We start from the raw sequence: 21,937 nt of genomic DNA, 5'->3' as shown, positions 1-21,937 counted from the left end.
TATTGACTAGTTATTCGAAGCTGTTTTTCAGTGATAAGTATAGATATTAACGAATAATTAAGATATTCTTGCTCGTTGCCATAAAACGGCAACAATTATCTTGAGAAAATTTTATGCAATTCTAATACTGCTTGTTCTGTTTTTTCTAACTCTAAATTGTAAAGCACATAATCTGCTTTGTTTTTTTTAACATCATCTGGCAATTGATTGTTTATTCTGGCTTCGATTTGGACTTTAGAAATCCCATCTCTTTTTTGTACTCTTTCAATTCTAGTCGCTATGGGTGCTGTAACCAATATTACTTTATCAAACGAGCCTTCTGTTTTATTCTCATACAACAAAGCACTTTCGTAAATCACATATTCCGACTGTTGTTTACTTACAAATTCTTGAAAATCTTCATGTACTGCTGGATGTACAATTTCATTCAGCGCTAGTAGTTTTTCTTTTTGATTGAATACTATTTCTGCAATATATTCCCTGTTTAACTTTGCATCTACATAGGCTTCTTCTCCAAATAACTCGGTGATTGCATTCATTACTTTGGGTGATGAATGCATTATTTTTTTTGCTTCTATATCTGCAATATATACAGGTACTCCTTGTTGCTGAAATAAATTTAGCACCGTGGTTTTACCACTGCCTATCCCTCCTGTTAACCCAATTATTTTCATTTTCTTATAAGATATTCAATGTGATCAGGAATCAGTTTTATAGAAGTAACCAGCGAAGATTTTTTTACTAATTCTGGAACTAGGTATTTTGTATTGTTATTTTTCGACTTTTGAAAATTACACACCACACTAAAATCACTAGATGATATTTTTTTATAATTACTCAACCCCACTTGAAATACAACTTTCACCTTCGAAGGATATGTAGTAATATTCGTGTTTTCTGGCAATCCAAGTATGGTAAATGGTAACTCAAAACTATCTTCGGTAAACTTTTCTACATCAGCAATAATCTGCACATGATCAGTACTATATTGAACCTTACTCGCCTTAACCGGTTTTACAATAGGTATTTCGCTAAAAATATTCTCAAATATACCTTCTTCTTTATACAAGGTGGTTTTGATAGAATGGATCTTTTCAATCTGTATTTCAGGCCCACTTATGGTAATAGAATCTGGATGTATAAATATTTTATCGGAAACATTGTAACCAGAATTAAACTGTAAATCTAAATCAGCTACAACTGGCACTTTTTTATGTTTGTTAAAGCCCAATTCAAAAAACAGTGTATCCTTAACAAAACCAATCAATCGCACATCATTTCCAAGTTGATTACTCACTTGGTTTTCTTTTGTATTCGTAGCTAAAAAATAAGAATATCCATTTTTAAGCCCTACATTTTTGAGACCAATTTTAAGCGTTTTACCTCCTATCTTCTCTTTCAACAACTTGAATCCAGTGGCCTTTATATACAATGCTACTTGGGTTTCTGGATCATTTTGAAATAATTTCGAGCTTGGTAAATTTTCAAAAGAAACATCGTACAACACAATCGTTTCATACTCTTTAGATAGCTTCGTTAAAAACCAAAACAATGTAGAAATCAATAAAAACAACAATAATGCATGTTGCTTATTTGAACTTCTAAGTTTTAAATAACGTTTGTTTTTTACGCTTTTCATCGCTTTTTAATTATCAAAAATAAAGATACAAAAGTGAAATTGATTGAGGTTTAATTTTACAAGACTAGATGCATTTATTCAAAAAAAAAGTGAGCCTTAGCTCACTTTAATTCTATTTTTGTTTTCTTAACTAGCAGCAGTATTGTATTGTTTACTTAACTCCATAGATAATGAGCTTTTCTCAAACTTAATTTTTCCTGCACCCGTTTCAATTACAACAGTTTTATCGCTAATTTCAACAATCTTTCCGTGAATTCCGCTAGTCGTAACTACTTTAGATCCTTTTCCTATTTCACTTTGAAATTTTCTTTCATTTTTTTGTTTTTTCACTTGTGGACGAATCATAAACAAGTATAAAACAATAAACATCAATGCAAAAGGCAATAAACTTTTGATATCAAATCCTCCAGCGGCTTGTAATGGTAACATATTTTAGTATTTAAATTTAATTTATTTATTTTCTTTAGGAGTTACAAAACCAGTGATTTTGACATATTCTCTCCCTTTTTCTGTATTCGTTGTTAGTGTAATTGTCTTAGAGATTTTATTTCTCTTACCTCTTGAGTTGAATTTTACTTTCATCGGTGCAGACTCACCACTTTTAATAGCTTCTTTTGGCCAATCAGGAATTGTACATCCACAGGTCGCTTTGGCATTTTTTATAATCAAGTCAGATTTCCCAACATTTTTTATCATAAATGTGCTTTCAACAACATCTCCCTCGTCTATAGTTCCAAAATCATACGATGCTTTATCAAACGAAATAACCGGTAAATTCTCGTACTTAACGTCTCTTTCTTTTGCAAGTTCAACATTTTTATCGTCCACCTTTGCTACTGCACTTTTTTTACAAGATACAGTTGCCAACACTAAAAATAATAGAAATATGTTTTTCATCATTATAAAATTTTGAAGTAAAAATAACAATTAACTAGCGTTTGAGAAATAATCCCTTCGATTAATTATTTGTTAAAGTCGTCCTCTACCTATTTTCTTCAAACGATCTGATTTCTCAAAATCTTTACAAACTTTATCAAGTACACCATTGATAAAGAAACTACTTTTCGCAGTAGAATAATCTTTCGCAATTTCGATATACTCGTTTATTGTAGCTTTGGTAGGTATTGATGGAAAATTCAAAAACTCACAAATACCCATTTTTATAATAATCATATCCAAATCTGCAATCCTATCGGTTTCCCAGTTCGGAGTTTTATCTTTAATTTCTTCTTCAAACTTTGTATGATTCAATACCGTTTTTCTGAACAAATCACTCACGAATTGTTTGTCATCAGCATCTTTATACATAGCACCCAAAACCAATGATTTATTCGCTTTTAAGTTTTGCAAGGTCTTTACAACCCATGTATTTACGAAAGGTATATCATCAACCCAACTGATATTGATGTCTTCATAATAATCAGCCAACTTCTCGTTAGGAGCTATAAATTCTGAATAAAACTGGATGATAAACTTTACATCACCTTTGAATGAAGTATCTTCATTCTCCATGTACTTTTTATACAAAGTGCTCTTTTGCAAGTTTTCAAAGATAGTTCTTATGTATTTTTCTTCTATATGCCAATTGTTCAATCCATGCTCTTCTTTATACGTTTGAAAAGAAATACTATCCTCAATCAAAGAAATAACTTTATTATCGACAAACTTGGTATTCGGATTTAAATCTTCTTCTGTAGCAAAATGTTTCTTTTTAGAAATTTCTATTTGCTCAGCAGCAAGATTTTTAACATTTGGTAAAATATCCAACATCAAAACATACAGGTCGTACATTTTATCAATACTATGTATTAAAAAATTTTCTTCTTTAACAATATTGTCGCTGTTAGCCGTTGTTAATGCATATACAGACTGCATCACTTTAACACGAATATGTCTTCTATTTATCATTTGAAAGAACTTAAAAGATTTGTTTTTAATTCAGCACAAAAGTACTACTTATTTTTATTGTGCCTTCGATAATTTTATGCTTTTTTTAATGGATAAATCACATTTATATATCTTCTTGTTTTCAATTAATCATGTATCTTGCATGCTTTAAATTTATACACAAGTCGCCCCTCTAAATGAAAGCGTTACAACATATAAATAAATACTTTTACAAATACCGATACAGACTCATAGCCGGAATAATAATTTCAATCCTTTCGAAATATTTTGCTGTAAAAGTCCCAGAGGTCGTAAAAAACTCTATCAACATTGCAGATGATTACCGCACTGGAGTTGTATCAAACATCGAAATTGTAGAAGATGAATTACTCTATAATATTTCAATAATTATTGGATTAGCCTTTTTATCTGGGTTTTTCACCTTTCTAATGAGACAAACCATCATTGTTACTTCTAGGCTGATAGAATTTGATTTGAAGAACGAAATATTTCAACAATATGAGCGTTTGTCTGTAAATTTTTACAAAAAAAATAGAACGGGTGACTTGATGAACCGCATTAGTGAAGATGTCGGTAAAGTTAGAATGTACGTGGGTCCTGCTGTTATGTACACCATAAATATGTTGGTGCTATTTAGCGTTGCTATTTACAAAATGATCCATATAGACATCACGCTTACTTTGTATACTTTGATCCCTTTTCCTCTTTTATCGATTTCAGTCTTTTACTTGAGTAAAATCATTCATAAACGAAGTACTATCGTTCAAGAATATTTATCGCATTTGACCACCTTTGGACAAGAAATTTTTTCTGGTATCAATGTTATTAAATCATACAATACAGAACAAAATATGATTGATAGCTTCACCAACCTTTCTAACACCAGTAAAGACAAGAATATTCATTTGTACAAAGCGCAGGCACTCTTCTTTCCATCTATGATTTTGCTAATTGGTATTAGCAACTTAATTGTATTGTATGTTGGAGGTTTGCAATACATCAATGGTGTCATTTCAATTGGTACAATCGCAGAATTCATCATGTACGTAAATATGTTGACATGGCCCGTTGCTATTGTTGGCTGGGTAACTTCTACAACACAACAAGCTGAAGCTTCTCAAAAAAGAATTAATGAATTTTTAAAACACGAACCAGAAATAAAAAGTGGTGACAAACAACCAGAAAAACTTGAAGGAAAAATAGTATTTGACAATGTTAGCTTGGTCTATGACGACACAAATATTACAGCTTTGAATAAAATAAGTTTTACAATAAACTCAGGTGAAACTGTTGCAATTCTAGGAAAAACAGGTAGTGGAAAATCGAGTATCATTAATTTAGTTGCGCGTATGTACGACCCTAGTAAGGGTTCTGTAATTGTTGATGGAATTGATTTGAAAGAGCAAAATCTTTATGAATTCAGAAAACATATAGGTATAGTTCCTCAAGACCCATTCTTATTTTCAGATTCTATAGCCAACAATATACGTTTCGGAATTGAAAAAGCAGATCAAAAAATGATTGAAAACGCAGCGAAAGATGCAGTAATACATGACAATATTAGCGGTTTTAAGGAAGGTTATGAAACCGTGCTAGGCGAACGTGGAATCACCATTTCTGGCGGTCAAAAACAACGAATTTCAATTGCACGTGCTCTGATCAAAAATCCAGAAATTTTATTATTTGACGATTGCTTATCTGCAGTAGACACAGAAACTGAAGAGCTGATTCTCAAAAACCTACAAAGAATTTTAGACAAAAAAACAGCTTTAATAGTAAGTCATAGAATATCATCTGCCAAATATGCAGATCGAATAATTGTAATTGAAAACGGAAAAATTATTCAAGAAGGAAATCACAATAACCTTATAGAAACAGAGGGTTATTACAAAGATTTGTACGAACAACAACTTTTAGAAAAAGAATAAAAAAAAATATTGTCAAGTAAATTATTTTTTTAGATTTGTGATGTAATCTAAAATTTTTTAATTTTTTTAAACCACAAAAAAAGCATGAAAGATAACATTGAACAAGAAGAGATATTTTCACAAATATTAAGAGCCGGAAGAAGAACTTATTTTTTTGATGTAAGAGCTACAAAAGCAGGAGATTACTACCTAACTGTTACCGAAAGTAAAAAATTCACACATGATGATGGTTCTTTTCATTATCAAAAACATAAAATCTACATCTACAAAGAAGATTTTAATGAATTCAACGAAATGTTAAAAGCCGCTACTGACTTCATTTTAAACGAAAAAGGTTCAGAAGTGATTAGCGAACGTCACCAAAAAGATTTCAATAGAGAAGAGCATAAAGAAGCTCATGCTGTTGCAGAAGGTGCTTCAAACAGTTTTACTGATGTAAAATTCGAAGACATCTAAACATAACATATTGTAAAAAAAACTCTATCAATTTCTTGATAGAGTTTTTTTTTTACACGATATCATATTTTCAATAAGTCCAGAAAATCTTTTTGCATAAATATTCATATAGTTTTGAAAAACTGTAACCAATTGTTGCTCCTATGGAAGCTCCGGTAATGATATCTATAGGAAAATGCACTCCTAAATACAACCTACTGTAAGCAAAAAATAACGGAAAGAGGACAAACAAATAAATTAACTTTGTGTATCGACGCAAAATTCGAATTGCAAAAACAGTTACCGTAGTCGAAGTAGTGGCGTGCCCCGAAGTAAAACTAAAGTTTTGAGGATTGATTAATATTCTCAATTGATCTTGTATTTCAGGATCATTATTGGGACGTAGCCTTGAAAACACTACACGAATGAAATTTGTGAATTGATCTGAAAAAGTAACCATTATTGCCAAAACAACTAAAAACAACAAACCTTTTTTCCAACCTAGATATCTAAAAAACAAAAAAATTACAACCAAAAATACAGGTATCCAATTGAATTGATTTGTAATAAACAACCAAAATTCATCCCATTCAGGATTTCCTAAATTGTTTAAATATATCAGTAACTCTTTATCTTGACCAATTATTTTTTCAAACATTATTTTACTATATCTATAATTTCAACTTCAAATATTAGTTTTGATTTAGCAGGTATAGGTCCATAACCACGCTCACCATATCCTAATTCATACGGGATAAACAACCTAGCTTTCGATCCAACTTTCATATACTTCATACCTTCTGTCCAGCCTTCAATAACTCTATCAACTCCTAACGTAAATTCAAAAGGTCGATTCCTCTTTTTAGAACTATCAAAAATACTTCCATCCGAAAAATACCCTGTATAATGTACTTTAATGCGGTCTCCATCTTTTAGATTTCTACCATTACCTGAATTCAAATAAAGAACTTTTAAACCAGAAGGAAACTGTTTCGCTTCAACTTCATTAATCTTTTGAGAAAATCGAATGCTATCCTTTACTCTTTTTTCAGCGGCTATTTTTATATTTTCTTCAAGTAATTTTCGTGCTTCTTCAATTGCTTTTTCTGGATTGAATTTTTTAGCGTCACTACCTTTTTTTATGATTTTAACAGACAATATTTGATCACCTTGTTGTATAGAATCTACAATTTCTAACCCATCGATGACTTTCCCAAAAACAGTATGTTTTCCATCTAACCACGGTGTTTCTTGATGCGTGATAAAAAACTGACTTCCATTTGTGTTCGGTCCTGAGTTTGCCATAGAAACAATTCCTTTTCCATCATGACGAAACAACAAATTCCCTAAACTATCTTTCGGAAATTCATCTTCAAAAGTATATCCTGGCGATCCTTTTCCATTTCCTAAAATATCACCTCCTTGGATCATAAAATTAGGCACTACCCGATGAAATGTCAATCCATCATAAAACCTTTTACCTTTTAAACTATCTACCACTTGATGGCTCTTTCCTTCTGAAAGTGCAACGAAATTAGCAACTGTAATAGGAGTTTCTTTGTAATGCAAATCAATAATCATCGTTCCTTTATCGGTAATGATATCTGCAAAAACACCATCACTTGGATGCTTGGAATCACATGAGAACAAATAAATCGAAAATGTAGCAATCGCAATAATTAACTGAATCCTTTTCATAGATGTATTTTTTATAAAAACAAAAGTAGCAATTCCTATACACTTTGTATAAAAATTGCTACCTAATAATTTTATCTTAGCAAAAGTTTTATTCGATATATTCAATATCAAAAATCAACGTCGCATACGGGGGAATATCTACACCTCCTGAAGTTGTGCGTCCTTCGACACCATATCCAAGTTGATATGGCAAGTAAAAAACATACCTTGCTCCTGGTTTCATCAATTGCAGCCCTTCAGTAATTCCAGCAATCGTAGTACTTAAAGATAAGTTTATCAATGGAGCGTTTGCACCATTTTCACCTGTTCCCCATGTGTTTACAAATTCTGAATCGTCAATCAAGGTACCCTTTAAATTAACATCTACCAGGCTATCTACCGTTGGAAAATCACCTTCACCTTCAGAAACTATTTTATATTGCAAACCACTTTCTGTCGTTATCACATCTTCTTTTTCAGCATTTTCAACTAAAAAATCTGTATCATCATTTCCAACCCTCACAACTTCAACTTCAGCAACAATCACTGAGAAGGGATCAATATTGTTAAATATAAATTCACCATAAGCCAATTCATGAGGAATATATAAAGTATGTTTTCCTCCTTGCTTCATCAATTGCAATCCTTCAACAATTCCAGATATAAATCTATTTACTTCAGCAAATTCTAGATCTTCAACATCTGTACTTTCTGTACTGTACAAAACAGTTCCGTCAATTTTCGAAGTTGTGATATGAACTTGAACCAAATCAGACTCTAAAATAAAATCTCCGATTCCTTCGGTTTCAACTTTATACTGAAGACCAGAATCGGTAACAATAACACCTTCATTCGATTTATTTGCCTCTAAAAAAGCAATTCCATCATCTCTATTCTCGTAATATTGCTCAATACCAGGTTCAGGATCTGAAAGACAAGAAGTCAACGTTACAATTAATAAGAATGATAAAAATGCTTTTAAAGACTTCATATGCTTACTTATTTACTTTGATTAATTCTACTTCGAAAACTAATGGCATAAAAGGTTTGATTGGTCCACCTCCTCTTGGGTTTGCACCATAAGCTAATTCTTGAGGAATATAAAATGTGTACTTAGCACCTTCTCCCATCAATTGTAATCCTTCAGTCCATCCTTTAATTACTTGATTCAAACCAAAACTAGCAGGCTCTCCTCTATCTACAGAACTATCAAACACTGTTCCATCAGGAGTAGTTCCGTGGTAGTGTACAGTAACATTATCAGTAGCAGATGGTTTTGTGTCATTTCCTTCTTTTACAACTTTATATTGCAATCCGCTTTCCAAAACAACAACACCTTCTTTTGACTTGTTTTCTTCTAAGAATTTGATTCCTTCTTCTTTAACAGCTCCAAACTCCTTCATTGCTTGCTCTTCAGCTTTCTTTTGTTGTCTTTCCATGAAAAACGTTCTCAAAATATTGTCCAAGTCTTTGATTTCTAACAATACATTTTCTTGATCAAAGTCTCTATACCCTTGCACGAATAACGGATCATTAATTTCTTCAAAATTTGGCTTCATTTTTAAAGCCATATCTAATCCAAGTGCGTAACTTACTGTATCGTACTCACTCAACAACTCAGAACTAGTATTATTATTTACTTTTTCTGTTTCTTGAGAAGCTGTAGAATCTGCAGCTTTTGCCATAGCTTCTTGCTGTTTTTTCATGAAAAACGCTCTCAAAATACCATCGATACTACTCGATTTTACTTTTACACTACTTGTATCAGCTGCGTCTTCGTACCCATCAATAAAAGCAGTTCCATTCGCATTAGGGAAGTTTAATTTTATTTTATTTGCCATATCTAACCCAAGTGCATAACTCACAGAATCTAATTCTGATGCTAAACTATCTTGACGACTTTGTTTATTACATGAAGTGAATGCTACTGTAGCTACCAATCCAAGAATTGCGATACTTTTAATTTTCATTTTTATTGTTTTAATTTAATTGTTATTTATTTCTATTAGTTTTAATTTACATATTACCGGTTCGTTTTCACGAATAATACCTTCGTTGTCTCCATTCATTCGAAAAGCAACAAAAGAAGAAAAGATAAACTTCATCTCCTCTCCCACCTTCATTAACTTGATTCCTTCTTTTAAGCCTTTCGTGATATGCTCTTTATCAACAACATATTTTCTTTGACCTATTCTGTCTTTATCATACAAAACAGTTCCATCCAACGCTAGAATCTCTTGCTCAAAGGTAACTGTATTTCCTTTAACCGGTGTTACTCCTTTCTCTTTTTTATGAATATACGAATACCAAAATCCTTTGTGAGAATTCGTATAACTATACAACGTATCTAATTTTATATATTGCTCAATCAATTCTTGTTCATACCCAAACAATTGTTTATTCAATTCAATTGATTGTTGCAATTCACTTTTTTTAGGCAAATTAACTGGCTTTCTTGGCTCTAAATCCTTACAAGAATACAAGAAAACAAAACACAAGAAAAAGATACTAACTCTCATATGACGTTTCTAATTCTTCTTTATACCGAGGTAATAAACCAACAAATTTTTGCACCGTTTCTTCTAAAGTTACATTCGATCTACCTCCGGCAGCATTGTCATGCCCACCTCCATTGAAATGATTTCTAGAAAATTGATTCACTGAAAAATTACCTTTAGACCTCAAAGAAATTTTGATAATATCTTGCTCCTCATCCTCAATAAAAATTGCTGCTAGATAAATTCCTTTAATTGATAGTCCATAGTTTACCAAACCTTCTGTATCACCTTTCTGATAGTGAAACGAATTCAATTCTTCTTGAGACAAAGTAATATAGGCAGCATGGAATTCTGGCAATACTTTTAGATTACTCAAAGCAGCCCCCATCAATTGCAACCTACTATAAGAACTTGTATTGAAAACCTTGTCATGAATTTTTGCATTATCAGCTCCTTTATCAATCAAATCGCCAATAATCTTATGGGTGGTACTAGTCGTTGATGGAAAACGGAAAGACCCTGTATCGGTCATAATTCCAGTATATAAACACGTCGCAATGTTTTCATCTATCAATTCAATATCACCAAGCATATCAATAAACTGATAAACCATTTGACAAGTCGAACAGATCGATGTGTCTGAATAAATAAAATCAGAAATTACATCAGGCTGTTGATGATGATCAATCATGATATACGTACCTTGATAACTCTCAAGCGCCTTTTGCATGTCTTCACCAACGCGATGAAAAGCATTGAAATCCAACACAAAAATAATTTCAGAATTATCGAGTGCTCTTTTCGATTGTTTGTTTTGCTTGTCGTATTTATAAACCGTTTCAACCCCAGGCAACCACTGTAAAAACTCAGGTACATCGTTCGGTAAAACGGTTGTAGCTGTATGTCCTTTTTGGGTTAAGTAATGTTGCATTGCCAAAGTAGAACCTATGGCGTCTCCATCCGGATTTTTGTGTGCTACTAGCACTATATTTCTCGGAACTGATAACAATTCCTTTATAGCAGAGATTTGCTTTTCATTCATAATTCGCGAATATACAATTTAATTATCCTACAAGTTTCAACACATTCCAAAAAAAAAGTTAAAAAATAGGGGTGTTTTTTTTAGATCAACCTGTTTACTTTCGGTTAATATTTCCCTTATATCTTTGGCATTCACATTAAAAAAGTATATTTGTCGCATTAACTTAAGAGAAATCTAAAATGATTACAAATAGAACTTTTACGATGTTGAAACCCGACACTGTAAAGAATGGAAATATTGGAGCGGTTTTAGAAAAAATTTGTGCTTCAGGATTCAAAATTATCGGCATGAAACTTACGCAACTAACAGTGGAAAGAGCTGAAGCGTTTTATGCCATTCATAAAGAACAACCTTTTTTCGAAGGATTGGTAGCTTTCATGACAAGTGGACCAATCGTAGCAGCTGTTCTAGAAAAAGAAAATGCAGTAGAAGATTTTCGTTTACTTATAGGATCTACGAACCCTGACGAAGCCGTAGAAGGAACTATTAGAAAACTGTATGCATCATCTACAACAAACAATGCCATTCACGGTTCTGACAGTGATGAAAATGCAGCAATAGAAAGTGCTTTTTACTTTTCAAATGAAGAGCTTTTTTCTTCATAAAAATTAAATAAACATACTATTTATAAAGGCCGCTTGTGTTAACAGCGGTCTTTTTTTATATTTACCCTAACCAACATCACTTTTTATGAAAAAGATTGCTATTCTTATTGTTTTTTTAAATAGTATCACCTTCCATAGTCAAAAACTCAATTTCACTCAGCAAGACAGTCTTCGAGGAAGCATCACAGAAAACAGAATTTGGTGGGACTTACAAAAATACTCACTTTCTATTGATGTTTTAATTGAAAATAAATTCATTTCAGGTACAAACAAAATCACCTATAAAGTATTAGAAACCTCTTCTAACCTCCTTCAGATCGAATTGCAATCACCAATGAAACTAATGAAAGCAACCCAAGACCAAAAAGATCTTTCTTTCAAGAAAAATGGAAATATTTACTTAATAGAATTGCAAAAAGAACAAGTCATTGACGCTACAGAAGAACTAATTATTGATTTTGAAGGCCGTCCAAAAACAACTGATAAAGCGCCATGGGAAGGTGGATTTACTTGGACAAAAGACAGCAACGAAATTGATTTTGTCGCTACGAGTTGTCAGGGTGACGGCGCAAGCTTATGGTGGCCGTGCAAAGACCATCCATATGACGAACCCGATAACGGAGTAGAACTTTTTTATACGGTTCCAAAAGATTTAGTTGCTGTTGGTAATGGTAAATTGATTGACATCGCATTAGACACCATAAAAAAAACGAAAACATACCATTGGAAAGTAATCAACCCAATCAACAATTATGCTGTTTCTTTATCCATAGGTAATTATGTAAGTTATCAAAAAAATTATAAAGGAAAAGCTGGAGTCTTAGATTGTGATTATTATTGTTTGAAACAAAATTTTCCTAAAGCAAAGAAACAGTTTTTACAAGTTGAAAAAATGTTAGATGCCTTTGAGTTTTGGTTCGGACCGTATCCATTTTACGAAGACAGTTATAAAATCGTAGAAGTTCCTTTTTTAGGTATGGAACATCAATCTGCAGTGGCATATGGTAACCAATACAAAAATGGTTATCTCGGAACTGATTTAAGTGGAACTGGCTGGGGTTTAAAATTTGATTTTATCATCATACACGAGTCGGGTCACGAATGGTTTGGGAATAACATTACTCATAAAGATATTGCCGACATGTGGATACACGAAAGTTTCACTAATTACTCTGAAGCTCTTTATTTAGAGCAAGAATTTGGAGCTATAGCTGGGAAAGAATACATTATCGGACTGAGAAAAAACATCAAAAATGACAAACCAATTATCGGACAATACAATGTAAACAACCGTGGTTCTGATGACATGTATTACAAAGGTGCGAACATGCTGCACACCATGAGACATGTAATCGGTAATGATGGTACTTGGCGATTAATGTTAATAGGAATAAACCAATCTTTTTACCACAAAACTGTTAGCTCAAAAGAACTTGAAAAGTATATTTGTGATTATTCAGGAATTGACTTTTCGAAAGTTTTTGACCAATATTTAAGAACTACTCAAATCCCTGTATTTGAATATGAAATAAAAAGAAAAACACTGAAATATCGTTGGACAAACTGTATAGAAAACTTTGACATGCCCATGTTTGCATATCTCAACAAAAGACAAATTAGGCTGACTCCTTCTACTTCATGGAAAAAGTTGAAATTACCACATAAAATCACAGATTTTGTCGTAGATGATAATTTATATATCGAATCGAAAGAAGTAGACTAATTACTTATATTTCTCTGCTAACTTTTTCGCTTCTGGAATAAATGACTGTAAATCTTTAATTCTAGAATCATTTGAAGGGTGCGTACTCATAAATTCTGGAGTAGCACTAGAGCCTACTTGCTTCATTCTTTTCCAAACATTCACTGCTTCTTCTGGGTTATAACCCGCAATAATCATAAAAACCATTCCCAATCGATCTGCTTCAGTTTCATGTTGTCTACTAAACTTTAGCATTCCTAATTGAGAGCCAACGCCATAAGCCATATTCCAAATTAATTGCTCTTCAGTAGACTCTTGAGAACTTCCAGCTGCAACAGCAACAGCACCCATTTGCTGTAATTGTGCAGAAGACATTCTTTCTTGTCCGTGTTTTGCAAATGCATGGGCTATCTCATGCCCCATAATTGCCGCAATCCCATCGGTATTCTTTGCTATAGGTAAAATCCCCGTATAAAAAACCACTTTACCTCCTGGCATACACCATGCATTCATTGTACTGTCTTGCACCAAATTAAACTCCCATTCGTATGTTTCAGCCTCTTTAGACATGTTATTGTTCTTCATTACCTTAGTAACAGCCTTTGAAATTCTTTCTCCTATCTCTTGAATTTCCGCAGTTTTCTGTTTATCCTTTGAAAGGGTATTTTCACTTAAAAATGTTTTATACTGAGCAAAACTTGTTGGTAACACATCAGCATCAGAAACATAATTCAAGCGTTTTCTTCCTGTGATTGGCACAGTTGAACAACTTACAACAAACATAAATACAGCAAAAACTAGTATCGAATTTCTCATCTTATCTTTTTATTTTTATGCAAATATAAAATTAAACCGAATGATTTGTTCAATATTTGAAGTATATCAGGTAAGTTTTTTCACATTACATCGTCAAAATCTCAAAATATAAATCACATACAATGCATTTAAATAAAATTATAGCACTATTCGTTTTGATTGTATCGACTTCATTTGGCTATTCACAAGAGAAAGTTGTAAAAACCGAATCAGAATGGAAACAAATTTTAAGCGATTCTGAATATTACGTCTTAAGAGAAAAAGGTACAGAGCAAGCGGGGTCGGGAGTATACAACAAACATTATGAAAAGGGAGTTTACAATTGTGCTGGTTGCAATACACCTCTATTCCGTTCTGAAAACAAATACAATTCATATAGTGGATGGCCTTCCTTTGATCGATTTATAAAAAGTAACGTTGAAGAAATTGAAGACACCAGTTACGGAATGAAAAGAACTGAAGTAGTTTGTGCCATCTGTGATGGCCATTTAGGACATGTCTTTAACGATGGTCCAAAAGAAACTACTGGCTTGCGCTATTGCATCAATTCAGTATCTTTAAAATTCAAACCAACAAAGTAATTTTTATGAGCACGAAAAAATCTGAAAAAGAATGGAAACAAATCTTAAGCGAAGAAGAGTTTTACATCTTGAGAGAAAAAGGAACCGAAAGACCACACACAGGTAAATTCAACTTACATTTTGAAGAAGGTACCTACACTTGTAAGGGATGCGGAACCGCCTTATTTGAATCCGATTCAAAATTTGATGCACATTGTGGTTGGCCTTCTTTTGACCAAGCCATACCTGATAAAATCGAATATATAAAAGACACAAGTCACGGTAGAATTCGTACCGAAATTGTTTGTAAAACTTGTGACGGACATTTAGGCCATGTCTTTAATGACGGTCCTACAGACACAGGATTGAGGTATTGTGTGAATTCAGTTTCAATTGATTTTAACAAAGAATAAAACAGCTATTTTCATTAAAAAACAAGCTCTAAAACTGTCTGGTTTCTATAACAAATAAAAATGAATTCATCCTTTGAAAAACTTTGACTTTCTACTATCTTTGTCGCTTTAAAAAACTTAGTTAAAAAGTATGTTTCAGAATTTAAGTGATAAACTAGATAAGGCCTTACATGTATTAAAAGGACATGGAAAAATAACAGAAGTAAATGTTGCTGAAACATTGAAAGAAGTTAGAAAAGCCTTAATTAATGCAGATGTCAACTATAAAATTGCCAAAGATTTTACCAGTAGAGTAAAAGACAAAGCAATGGGGCAAGATGTATTGACTACATTGAACCCAAGTCAACTGCTTGTAAAAATCGTAAAAGATGAATTGACAGAGTTGATGGGTGGCGAAACTGTTGGTGTAAATTTAGCTGGTAGTCCTTCTGTGATATTAATGTCAGGTTTGCAAGGTTCTGGTAAAACTACGTTTTCTGGTAAACTTGCGAATTACTTAAAAAATAAAAAAACAAAACAAGTATTGTTGGTTGGATGTGATGTATATCGTCCTGCTGCCATCAATCAATTACAGGTTGTTGGAGAACAAATTGGTGTTGAAGTGTACGCTGAGCCTGAAAATAAAAATCCTGTTGAAATTTCTTTAAATGCCATAAAGCATGCAAAGGCAAACGGAAAAAACACGGTGATCATTGATACCGCGGGTCGTTTGGCTGTTGACGAAGAAATGATGACAGAGATTTCTAACATCCACAAAGCAGTTTCTCCTCAAGAGACTTTGTTTGTTGTTGACTCAATGACGGGGCAAGATGCTGTAAACACGGCAAAAGCATTCAACGACTTACTAAACTTTGATGGTGTTGTTTTAACAAAATTAGATGGTGATACTCGTGGTGGTGCTGCCTTATCTATTAAATCAGTTGTAAACAAACCAATCAAATTTATTGGTACAGGTGAAAAAATGGAAGCGCTTGATGTTTTCCATCCAGACCGTATGGCCGATAGAATTTTGGGAATGGGAGATGTTGTTTCTTTGGTGGAAAGAGCTCAAGAACAATATGATGAGGAAGAAGCTAGAAAAATCCAGAAGAAAATTGCCAAAAATCAATTTGGTTTTGATGATTTCTTGAATCAAATTCAACAAATCAAAAAAATGGGTAACATGAAAGATTTGATGGGAATGATTCCAGGTGTTGGAAAAGCCATGAAAGATGTAGACATCGATGATGATGCCTTTAAAGGGATTGAAGCAATTATCCATTCTATGACACCTAGCGAGAGATCTGACCCTAAAACAATCAACGCTAGCCGTAAAAAAAGAATTGCAAAAGGATCTGGAACAAGTATTCAAGAAGTGAACCAATTAATGAAGCAGTTCAACCAAATGAGCAAAATGATGAAAATGATGCAAGGTGGTGGCGGAAGACAAATGATGCAAATGATGAAAGGGATGCGTTAATCTCACCATAAATATACTCTACAATGACAATATTAGACGGAAAACAAACATCTGCAGATATCAAAGCAGAAATTGCTGAAGCTGTAACAGAAATTAAAAATAAAGGAGATAAAACTCCTCATCTTGCAGCAGTATTAGTAGGTACAGATGGTGCAAGTATGACCTATGTAGGTGCAAAAGTAAAAGCTTGCAATTTGGTAGGTTTTGAATCTACTTTGATAGAGCTTCCAGAAGAAACTACCGAAGAAAAAGTACTGCAAGTAATCGAAGATTTGAACAACAATCCTGAAATTGATGGATTTATCGTTCAATTACCCTTACCAAAGCATATCGATGAGCACAAAGTTTTGATGGCGATTGACCCAGATAAAGATGTAGACGGTTTTCACCCTACGAACGTAGGTAGAATGGCTTTAGAATTGCCAACATTCTTACCTGCTACTCCATATGGTATTATGGAATTATTAGAACGTTACGAGGTAGAAACTTCAGGTAAAAATGTAGTTGTTATTGGTCGTAGTCATATTGTAGGTAGACCAATGAGTATTTTATTGAGTCAGAAAAGAGCTGCTGGTGATGCAACTGTAACATTAACACACAGTAGAACAAAAAACCTAAAAGAAATCACCAAAGAGGCTGATATCATTGTTGCTGCTTTGGGTATCGCTGAATTCTTAACAGGTGATATGGTAAAAGAAGGCGTAACAATTATCGATGTTGGAATTACACGTGTAGACGATGCATCTAAGAAAAGTGGGTTTAGACTCGCTGGTGATGTACATTTCGAAAGTGTAAGTAAAAAGGCAGAGTTTATAACACCTGTTCCAGGAGGAGTTGGACCTATGACCATTGCAATGTTATTAAAGAACACTTTATTGGCTTGTAGTAGAAAATAAAGGGTGGCTTCGACAAGCTCAGCTACCAACACAAGCACAAGCATAATTTTAAAGAAAAAGAAAAGCGGAAACTAAATAGTTTCCGCTTTTCTTTTTCGTTCGTAGTAATCTATGCTCAATACAATCGCTATACCTAACAAAACGAATCCGATAAGAATCCAATTTTCTAACAGATTCATATCTGGTAAATATCTTATATAATTTTCCACTATTTTCTCGCCGTTGTTATTCAACAGAAATACTTCATCTTCAATGGCAAAAACTTTCTCTTTCCATGGCCATACCATTCCTAACGAGCCTGTGATAAATCCGATTATCAAAGCAATCACTATATGATTCCATCGCTTTAACACATAACCTAACACATGTGAAAACGTAACCAATCCAAAAAAAGATCCAAAGAAAAATGTTGTTGCAATTTTTAAGTATTTGATATTTCTATCGATTGAAAGCACCTCAAAATCTCCCATCAAGACCGATGTAGAAACATCAAAAACAACATTCACACTATCGACAAGTAACAACACATAATTACCCAATAGCATTAAAAGAAACGACCCTGAAAGTCCGGGAATAGTCATACCACTCACACCAATAACTCCGCATGCAAATACAAACCATAAGTTACTATTTTCAGTAGCTGGAGGTAGGTAACTCAATGCCGCTCCTAACACAATACCCAATACCACAAATAATGAATTCTTTAAACTCCAATACTTATAATTGACCGCGATATAATAAATGGAACCTAAAATCATTCCAAAAAAAGTACTCCAAACCCGTGTTTCGTAATGCTGCAGTAAATAATCTAAAAGAATAGAGACGCTGAAATAACTAAACAAACTCCCTCCCATTACTAGAAGTAAAAATGAAATGTTTAAGTATTCAAACAAACTTTTGTAACGTCTGCCAAGTAAAAGTTTCAGAGCTTTAAGATTTATCTTTTGAAAAGTATAAATCATTTCTTCATAAAAGCCTAAAACAAAAGCTACTGCACCACCAGAAACCCCAGGTACTTTATTTGCAGAACCCATAGCCAATCCTTTGATAAACAAAAGGATATTGTCTTTCAAGTTTCTTTGGCTTGCCATATATTAATTTGTTTGTTTATCGCTTTGAACTTTCTCTAAAATAAGAATTATAGCATAACCTAATATGGCAAACACAACAGCCATGAACAATTGATTGTCTTCGATTGAAAAAGGACTGATACTTTTTTGTAAAAGAGGAACTTCTTCGCCATGTGAATTGATACGTGTACTAAGTGTTTCTTTCCATGGCCATATCTTATTCAAAGAGCCAATAATAAAACCTGTCAATCCTGCGAGTGTTACATTTTTAAATTTAGCAAACAACCATTTTAATACCTTCGCAAAACTCAACAAACCAACAACCACTCCTGCTCCAACCGTAGCAATCAATTGTAAATCTCTTGAATGAATTGCTTCCAAAATCATCTTGTACGATCCTAATAATACCAATATAAAGGAACCTGAAATACCCGGTAAAATCATGGCACAAATTGCCAATGCTCCTGAAATAAAATAAAAAAACAATGAAGCTTCATCTGACACCAATGGCTCTACTATAGTTATATAATATGCCACAACCGTACCTATAACAAGAGATGCAACTGCTGCAATATTCCATTTTTTTATTTCTTTACCAATGAAAACTACACTGGCCAAAACCAAACCAAAGAAAAACGACCACAATAATATCGGTTCTGTATCTAATAAATAAGATATTCCTTTTGCTAATGAAACTACACTCACTGCTATTCCAAACAACAATGTAGCTAAAAAATTTCCATTGATTGCTTTCCAAGAAGCTGCAACTCCTTCTTTCTTTAGTGTTTTTAATGTTCCGAATCCGATACTGCTAATACTGCCTAACAACTCTTCATATATACCAGATATAAAAGCAATGGTACCTCCTGAAACACCAGGCACAACATCTGCAGCTCCCATAGCCACACCTTTGAAAAACAAGGTTACATACCCTTTGATTGATCTACTCATAGTTTATTTGATTTTGAACAAATGTAGTATTATTCATAATAAAAATACAGCAATGGTATAAAAAAACAAAAACTCAATTTTCATTGAGTTTTATTATCTTTTTAATTCTTAATTATTTTGCTTTGTTAAAGGTGGAAATAATGTCTTTTACTTCGACCAGTTTAAAAAAACCTGGGTATAATTCTTTCATTACTTCAGAAAACTCAAAATCTATGGCTAATCCATTTTTCAAGTGTATAAAGGCAGCATCTTTATCATCTAATTGCAAAAACACACCAAACATTCTGTATTCAATTTCCGCTGCATTTTTATGGTAATTTTTTGCTTGAATCAATTGATTCAACGCTTGGGTGTAATCACCGATATAATACAAAACATCCACCAAAGCCAACCATATTTCCAAGGCTTTATCGTCTAAACTCAAACAACGTTTAAATGCCTGAATAGATTCTTCAAAAAAAGAAAGTTTGATATTTATTTCGCCATACTTTCTCCAATATACTGCATTGAATTCATCAATAGATAGTACCTTTTTAATATAATACAATGATTTAGAAAAATCTTCTAGCTCGAAATACACATCTGTCAAACTCATCCAAGCTTTGTCTAACAAAGGATCTTCATTTACAGCATTCTTATAAAATTCTGCAGCTTTTTTTAGTTCGCCCAACTCTCGAAAACAGTCTCCTATACGCAGATAAACAAAAGCCGTTGGATCGTCTAATTCTAAAGAAATAGAATAGTTTTCGATCGCCTCTTCATACCTTTTTAATATTTCTAAGGTTTTTGCTTTCTCTAGATAACCACCGATAAAGGAATCATCAATAACCACGGCATAATCAAATGCACGCAATGCTTCTTCATACCTCTCGAGAACAATGTATTGTCTTCCGAGTTGATGCCAAGCAACCTCACAATATGGATTTGTTTCTATATAAGAATTCAGATAAACTACCGCTTCTTCATGTTTCTCATCCATATCAAAACAATATATAATATTGTACAATGATGAATAATCTTCATAATCTACTTCTAGACATTTTGCAAAATTCAGTCGCGCTTGATCAAAATCATCTAGATACAAATATTCCATAGCTAACAAAGATGAAACGTCGGCAACGTCATCTGTATATTCTAAAGCAACCTTTAGAGTGTCAATCGCTTCTTTATGTTTGTCTACTTTAGAAAAAATAGCAGCTCTTTGAATATAAATTTCTTGGTTATTCGGTTCGATAGCTTCTAAATCGTTCAATAACCTTTCTGCTTTTTCAAATTTTTCTTCAAATATATAGAGTTCTACTTTTAGAAGTTTTAACAAAACAGAAGTTGGATGTTGTTCTAAGCCTAACTTAACAGCTTTTTTTGCCAAGGCATGGCGACCATTATCTAAATAATGATGTATGATCTCTTCAAATTCTGAAGAATCAAAAAAATACACTTTGTTGGTTTTCAACATAGATTCAAATTTTGACAATGACATATCTAATAAATTTAAGTTGAACTTGAACTGTATGTTTAAAATTACTGTTTCTCTATTCTTAATATACGAAAAATTAAAATTGTTTTTAACAATTTAATCAACAAAACCAATCTATTAGCACATTGTTAATCAATCAAATGAATAAAATATCGAAACTCAAAAAAGTCCATATTTCGATTTTCATCAAAAAACGCCTGAAAATATTTCCTTTTTATACTCAGCATATTCGTTGAAAATATTTTGACATATCTAAAAAAAACATATTACTTTGAGTATATTTGTTTTCATAAAAACGTAGCTTTTTTCAAACACATATGAGTGATAAAATTTTACTAAATGCTAAAGAAATAGAAATCATCTTACACAGATTGGCTTGTCAGTTGATCGAAAACCATGATGATTTTTCCAATACTGTTCTTTTAGGATTACAACCCAGAGGAACCTTTTTAGCTGATCGGTTAGCCCAATTACTTAAAGAAGAGTATCAAATAAAAGACATCTTACTAGGGAAACTAGACATCACTTTTTTCAGAGATGATTTTAGACGACGTGAAGCTCCATTGGAAGCGAACTCAACTCAAATTGATTTTTTGGTAGAAGGTAAAAAGGTTGTTATTATTGATGATGTCTTATACTCAGGTAGAAGCATCAATGCTTCTTTGGCAGCTTTACAGTCTTACGGTAGACCAGAACAAATAGAACTTTTGGTGTTGATTGATAGAAGATTTAGTAGACATTTACCTATTCAGCCAGATTATAGAGGAAGACAAGTTGATGTTATTAATAAAGAAAAAGTATCTGTTCATTGGAAAGAAAATGATTCGGAGGATGCAGTATATTTAACAACGAACAATTAAG

General features: G+C 32.8%; 24 protein-coding genes. 9 read left to right on the top strand and 15 right to left on the bottom strand.

The genetic code is table 11. The features are described 5' to 3' along the window. Positions 1–95: 95 nt before the first annotated feature. The 5 genes from coaE to nusB all read right to left on the bottom strand — a co-directional run bounded on the left by coaE (position 96) and on the right by nusB (position 3,547). The gene (coaE, locus tag F6P99_RS06040) at positions 96–674 is read right to left on the bottom strand and encodes a dephospho-CoA kinase (RefSeq protein ID WP_152286562.1); all 579 of its coding nucleotides are present in this window, start codon (positions 672–674) and stop codon (positions 96–98) included. After that, the gene (locus F6P99_RS06035; protein ID WP_152286561.1) at positions 671–1,639 is read right to left on the bottom strand and encodes a YbbR-like domain-containing protein; all 969 of its coding nucleotides are present in this window, start codon (positions 1,637–1,639) and stop codon (positions 671–673) included. The genes coaE and F6P99_RS06035 overlap by 4 nt, the downstream gene beginning before the upstream one ends. 126 nt (positions 1,640–1,765) lie before the next feature. Beyond that, positions 1,766–2,068: a preprotein translocase subunit YajC gene (yajC, locus tag F6P99_RS06030; RefSeq protein WP_152286560.1), complete on the bottom strand. Its 303-nt coding sequence runs from the start codon at positions 2,066–2,068 to the stop codon at positions 1,766–1,768. Positions 2,069–2,089: 21 nt separating this feature from the next. Then, positions 2,090–2,539 (bottom strand): DUF1573 domain-containing protein, encoded by a 450-nt coding sequence (locus F6P99_RS06025; protein WP_226913028.1) that lies wholly within the window; start codon positions 2,537–2,539, stop codon positions 2,090–2,092. 69 nt (positions 2,540–2,608) lie between these two features. Then, positions 2,609–3,547, bottom strand: coding sequence for a transcription antitermination factor NusB (gene nusB / locus F6P99_RS06020; protein ID WP_152286559.1), 939 nt, complete (start codon positions 3,545–3,547; stop codon positions 2,609–2,611). Between the two features lie 176 nt (positions 3,548–3,723). On the opposite strand from nusB, the gene F6P99_RS06015 reads away from it, so the two are divergent. Together F6P99_RS06015 and F6P99_RS06010 are read left to right on the top strand one after the other, a co-directional pair. Continuing rightward, entirely contained in the window at positions 3,724–5,475 is a 1,752-nt protein-coding gene (locus F6P99_RS06015; protein WP_152286558.1) for an ABC transporter ATP-binding protein, read from the top strand. Positions 5,476–5,559: 84 nt separating this feature from the next. Beyond that, a complete protein-coding gene (locus F6P99_RS06010; protein ID WP_152286557.1) occupies positions 5,560–5,931 on the top strand; it encodes a PUR family DNA/RNA-binding protein in 372 nt (123 codons plus the stop codon). A gap of 70 nt (positions 5,932–6,001) precedes the next feature. Here F6P99_RS06010 and F6P99_RS06005 read toward each other — a convergent pair whose 3' ends face one another. The 6 genes from F6P99_RS06005 to F6P99_RS05980 all read right to left on the bottom strand — a co-directional run bounded on the left by F6P99_RS06005 (position 6,002) and on the right by F6P99_RS05980 (position 11,127). Next, positions 6,002–6,568 (bottom strand): phosphatase PAP2 family protein, encoded by a 567-nt coding sequence (locus F6P99_RS06005; protein ID WP_152286556.1) that lies wholly within the window; start codon positions 6,566–6,568, stop codon positions 6,002–6,004. Continuing rightward, positions 6,568–7,608: a peptidylprolyl isomerase gene (locus F6P99_RS06000; RefSeq protein ID WP_152286555.1), complete on the bottom strand. Its 1,041-nt coding sequence runs from the start codon at positions 7,606–7,608 to the stop codon at positions 6,568–6,570. The genes F6P99_RS06005 and F6P99_RS06000 overlap by 1 nt, the downstream gene beginning before the upstream one ends. An 88-nt stretch (positions 7,609–7,696) precedes the next feature. Then, the gene (locus tag F6P99_RS05995) at positions 7,697–8,578 is read right to left on the bottom strand and encodes an FKBP-type peptidyl-prolyl cis-trans isomerase (RefSeq protein ID WP_152286554.1); all 882 of its coding nucleotides are present in this window, start codon (positions 8,576–8,578) and stop codon (positions 7,697–7,699) included. A gap of 4 nt (positions 8,579–8,582) precedes the next feature. After that, complete coding sequence (locus F6P99_RS05990; RefSeq protein WP_152286553.1) at positions 8,583–9,557, bottom strand: FKBP-type peptidyl-prolyl cis-trans isomerase; 975 nt, start codon at positions 9,555–9,557, stop codon at positions 8,583–8,585. 15 nt (positions 9,558–9,572) lie between these two features. After that, entirely contained in the window at positions 9,573–10,106 is a 534-nt protein-coding gene (locus F6P99_RS05985) for an FKBP-type peptidyl-prolyl cis-trans isomerase (RefSeq protein ID WP_152286552.1), read from the bottom strand. After that, positions 10,096–11,127 (bottom strand): DHH family phosphoesterase, encoded by a 1,032-nt coding sequence (locus tag F6P99_RS05980; RefSeq protein ID WP_152286551.1) that lies wholly within the window; start codon positions 11,125–11,127, stop codon positions 10,096–10,098. The genes F6P99_RS05985 and F6P99_RS05980 overlap by 11 nt, the downstream gene beginning before the upstream one ends. Before the next feature lie 179 nt (positions 11,128–11,306). On the opposite strand from F6P99_RS05980, the gene F6P99_RS05975 reads away from it, so the two are divergent. Continuing rightward, entirely contained in the window at positions 11,307–11,732 is a 426-nt protein-coding gene (locus tag F6P99_RS05975; protein ID WP_152286550.1) for a nucleoside-diphosphate kinase, read from the top strand. 85 nt (positions 11,733–11,817) lie between these two features. Continuing rightward, complete coding sequence (locus F6P99_RS05970; protein ID WP_152286549.1) at positions 11,818–13,455, top strand: M1 family metallopeptidase; 1,638 nt, start codon at positions 11,818–11,820, stop codon at positions 13,453–13,455. On the opposite strand, the gene F6P99_RS05965 is transcribed toward F6P99_RS05970, so the two are convergent. Then, a complete protein-coding gene (locus F6P99_RS05965; protein WP_152286548.1) occupies positions 13,456–14,250 on the bottom strand; it encodes a M48 family metallopeptidase in 795 nt (264 codons plus the stop codon). Positions 14,251–14,372: 122 nt separating this feature from the next. Between F6P99_RS05965 and msrB (F6P99_RS05960) the strand changes: the two genes are divergently transcribed. The 4 genes from msrB (F6P99_RS05960) (at position 14,373) to folD (ending at position 17,578) form a co-directional block, all read left to right on the top strand. Further along, a complete protein-coding gene (gene msrB, locus F6P99_RS05960) occupies positions 14,373–14,831 on the top strand; it encodes a peptide-methionine (R)-S-oxide reductase MsrB (protein WP_152286547.1) in 459 nt (152 codons plus the stop codon). Between the two features lie 5 nt (positions 14,832–14,836). Then, positions 14,837–15,223 (top strand): peptide-methionine (R)-S-oxide reductase MsrB, encoded by a 387-nt coding sequence (gene msrB, locus F6P99_RS05955; RefSeq protein ID WP_152286546.1) that lies wholly within the window; start codon positions 14,837–14,839, stop codon positions 15,221–15,223. A gap of 130 nt (positions 15,224–15,353) precedes the next feature. Next, positions 15,354–16,682, top strand: coding sequence for a signal recognition particle protein (ffh, locus tag F6P99_RS05950; RefSeq protein WP_152286545.1), 1,329 nt, complete (start codon positions 15,354–15,356; stop codon positions 16,680–16,682). A gap of 23 nt (positions 16,683–16,705) precedes the next feature. After that, entirely contained in the window at positions 16,706–17,578 is an 873-nt protein-coding gene (gene folD, locus F6P99_RS05945) for a bifunctional methylenetetrahydrofolate dehydrogenase/methenyltetrahydrofolate cyclohydrolase FolD (protein ID WP_152286544.1), read from the top strand. A 71-nt stretch (positions 17,579–17,649) separates the two neighbouring features. On the opposite strand, the gene F6P99_RS05940 is transcribed toward folD, so the two are convergent. The 3 genes from F6P99_RS05940 to F6P99_RS05930 all read right to left on the bottom strand — a co-directional run bounded on the left by F6P99_RS05940 (position 17,650) and on the right by F6P99_RS05930 (position 21,079). Next, the gene (locus F6P99_RS05940) at positions 17,650–18,669 is read right to left on the bottom strand and encodes a DUF368 domain-containing protein (protein ID WP_152286543.1); all 1,020 of its coding nucleotides are present in this window, start codon (positions 18,667–18,669) and stop codon (positions 17,650–17,652) included. A 3-nt stretch (positions 18,670–18,672) separates the two neighbouring features. Beyond that, positions 18,673–19,599: a DUF368 domain-containing protein gene (locus F6P99_RS05935; RefSeq protein WP_152286542.1), complete on the bottom strand. Its 927-nt coding sequence runs from the start codon at positions 19,597–19,599 to the stop codon at positions 18,673–18,675. Between the two features lie 112 nt (positions 19,600–19,711). Beyond that, positions 19,712–21,079: a tetratricopeptide repeat protein gene (locus tag F6P99_RS05930; protein ID WP_152286541.1), complete on the bottom strand. Its 1,368-nt coding sequence runs from the start codon at positions 21,077–21,079 to the stop codon at positions 19,712–19,714. A 314-nt stretch (positions 21,080–21,393) separates the two neighbouring features. Between F6P99_RS05930 and pyrR the strand changes: the two genes are divergently transcribed. Continuing rightward, the gene (pyrR, locus tag F6P99_RS05925) at positions 21,394–21,936 is read left to right on the top strand and encodes a bifunctional pyr operon transcriptional regulator/uracil phosphoribosyltransferase PyrR (RefSeq protein ID WP_152286540.1); all 543 of its coding nucleotides are present in this window, start codon (positions 21,394–21,396) and stop codon (positions 21,934–21,936) included. The last annotated feature ends 1 nt before the right edge of the window (position 21,937 follow it).

This window comes from Flavicella marina, from assembly GCF_009193215.1.
GTDB lineage: Bacteria > Bacteroidota > Bacteroidia > Flavobacteriales > Flavobacteriaceae > Flavicella > Flavicella marina.
This window is presented reverse-complemented; position numbering and strand designations above follow the sequence as displayed.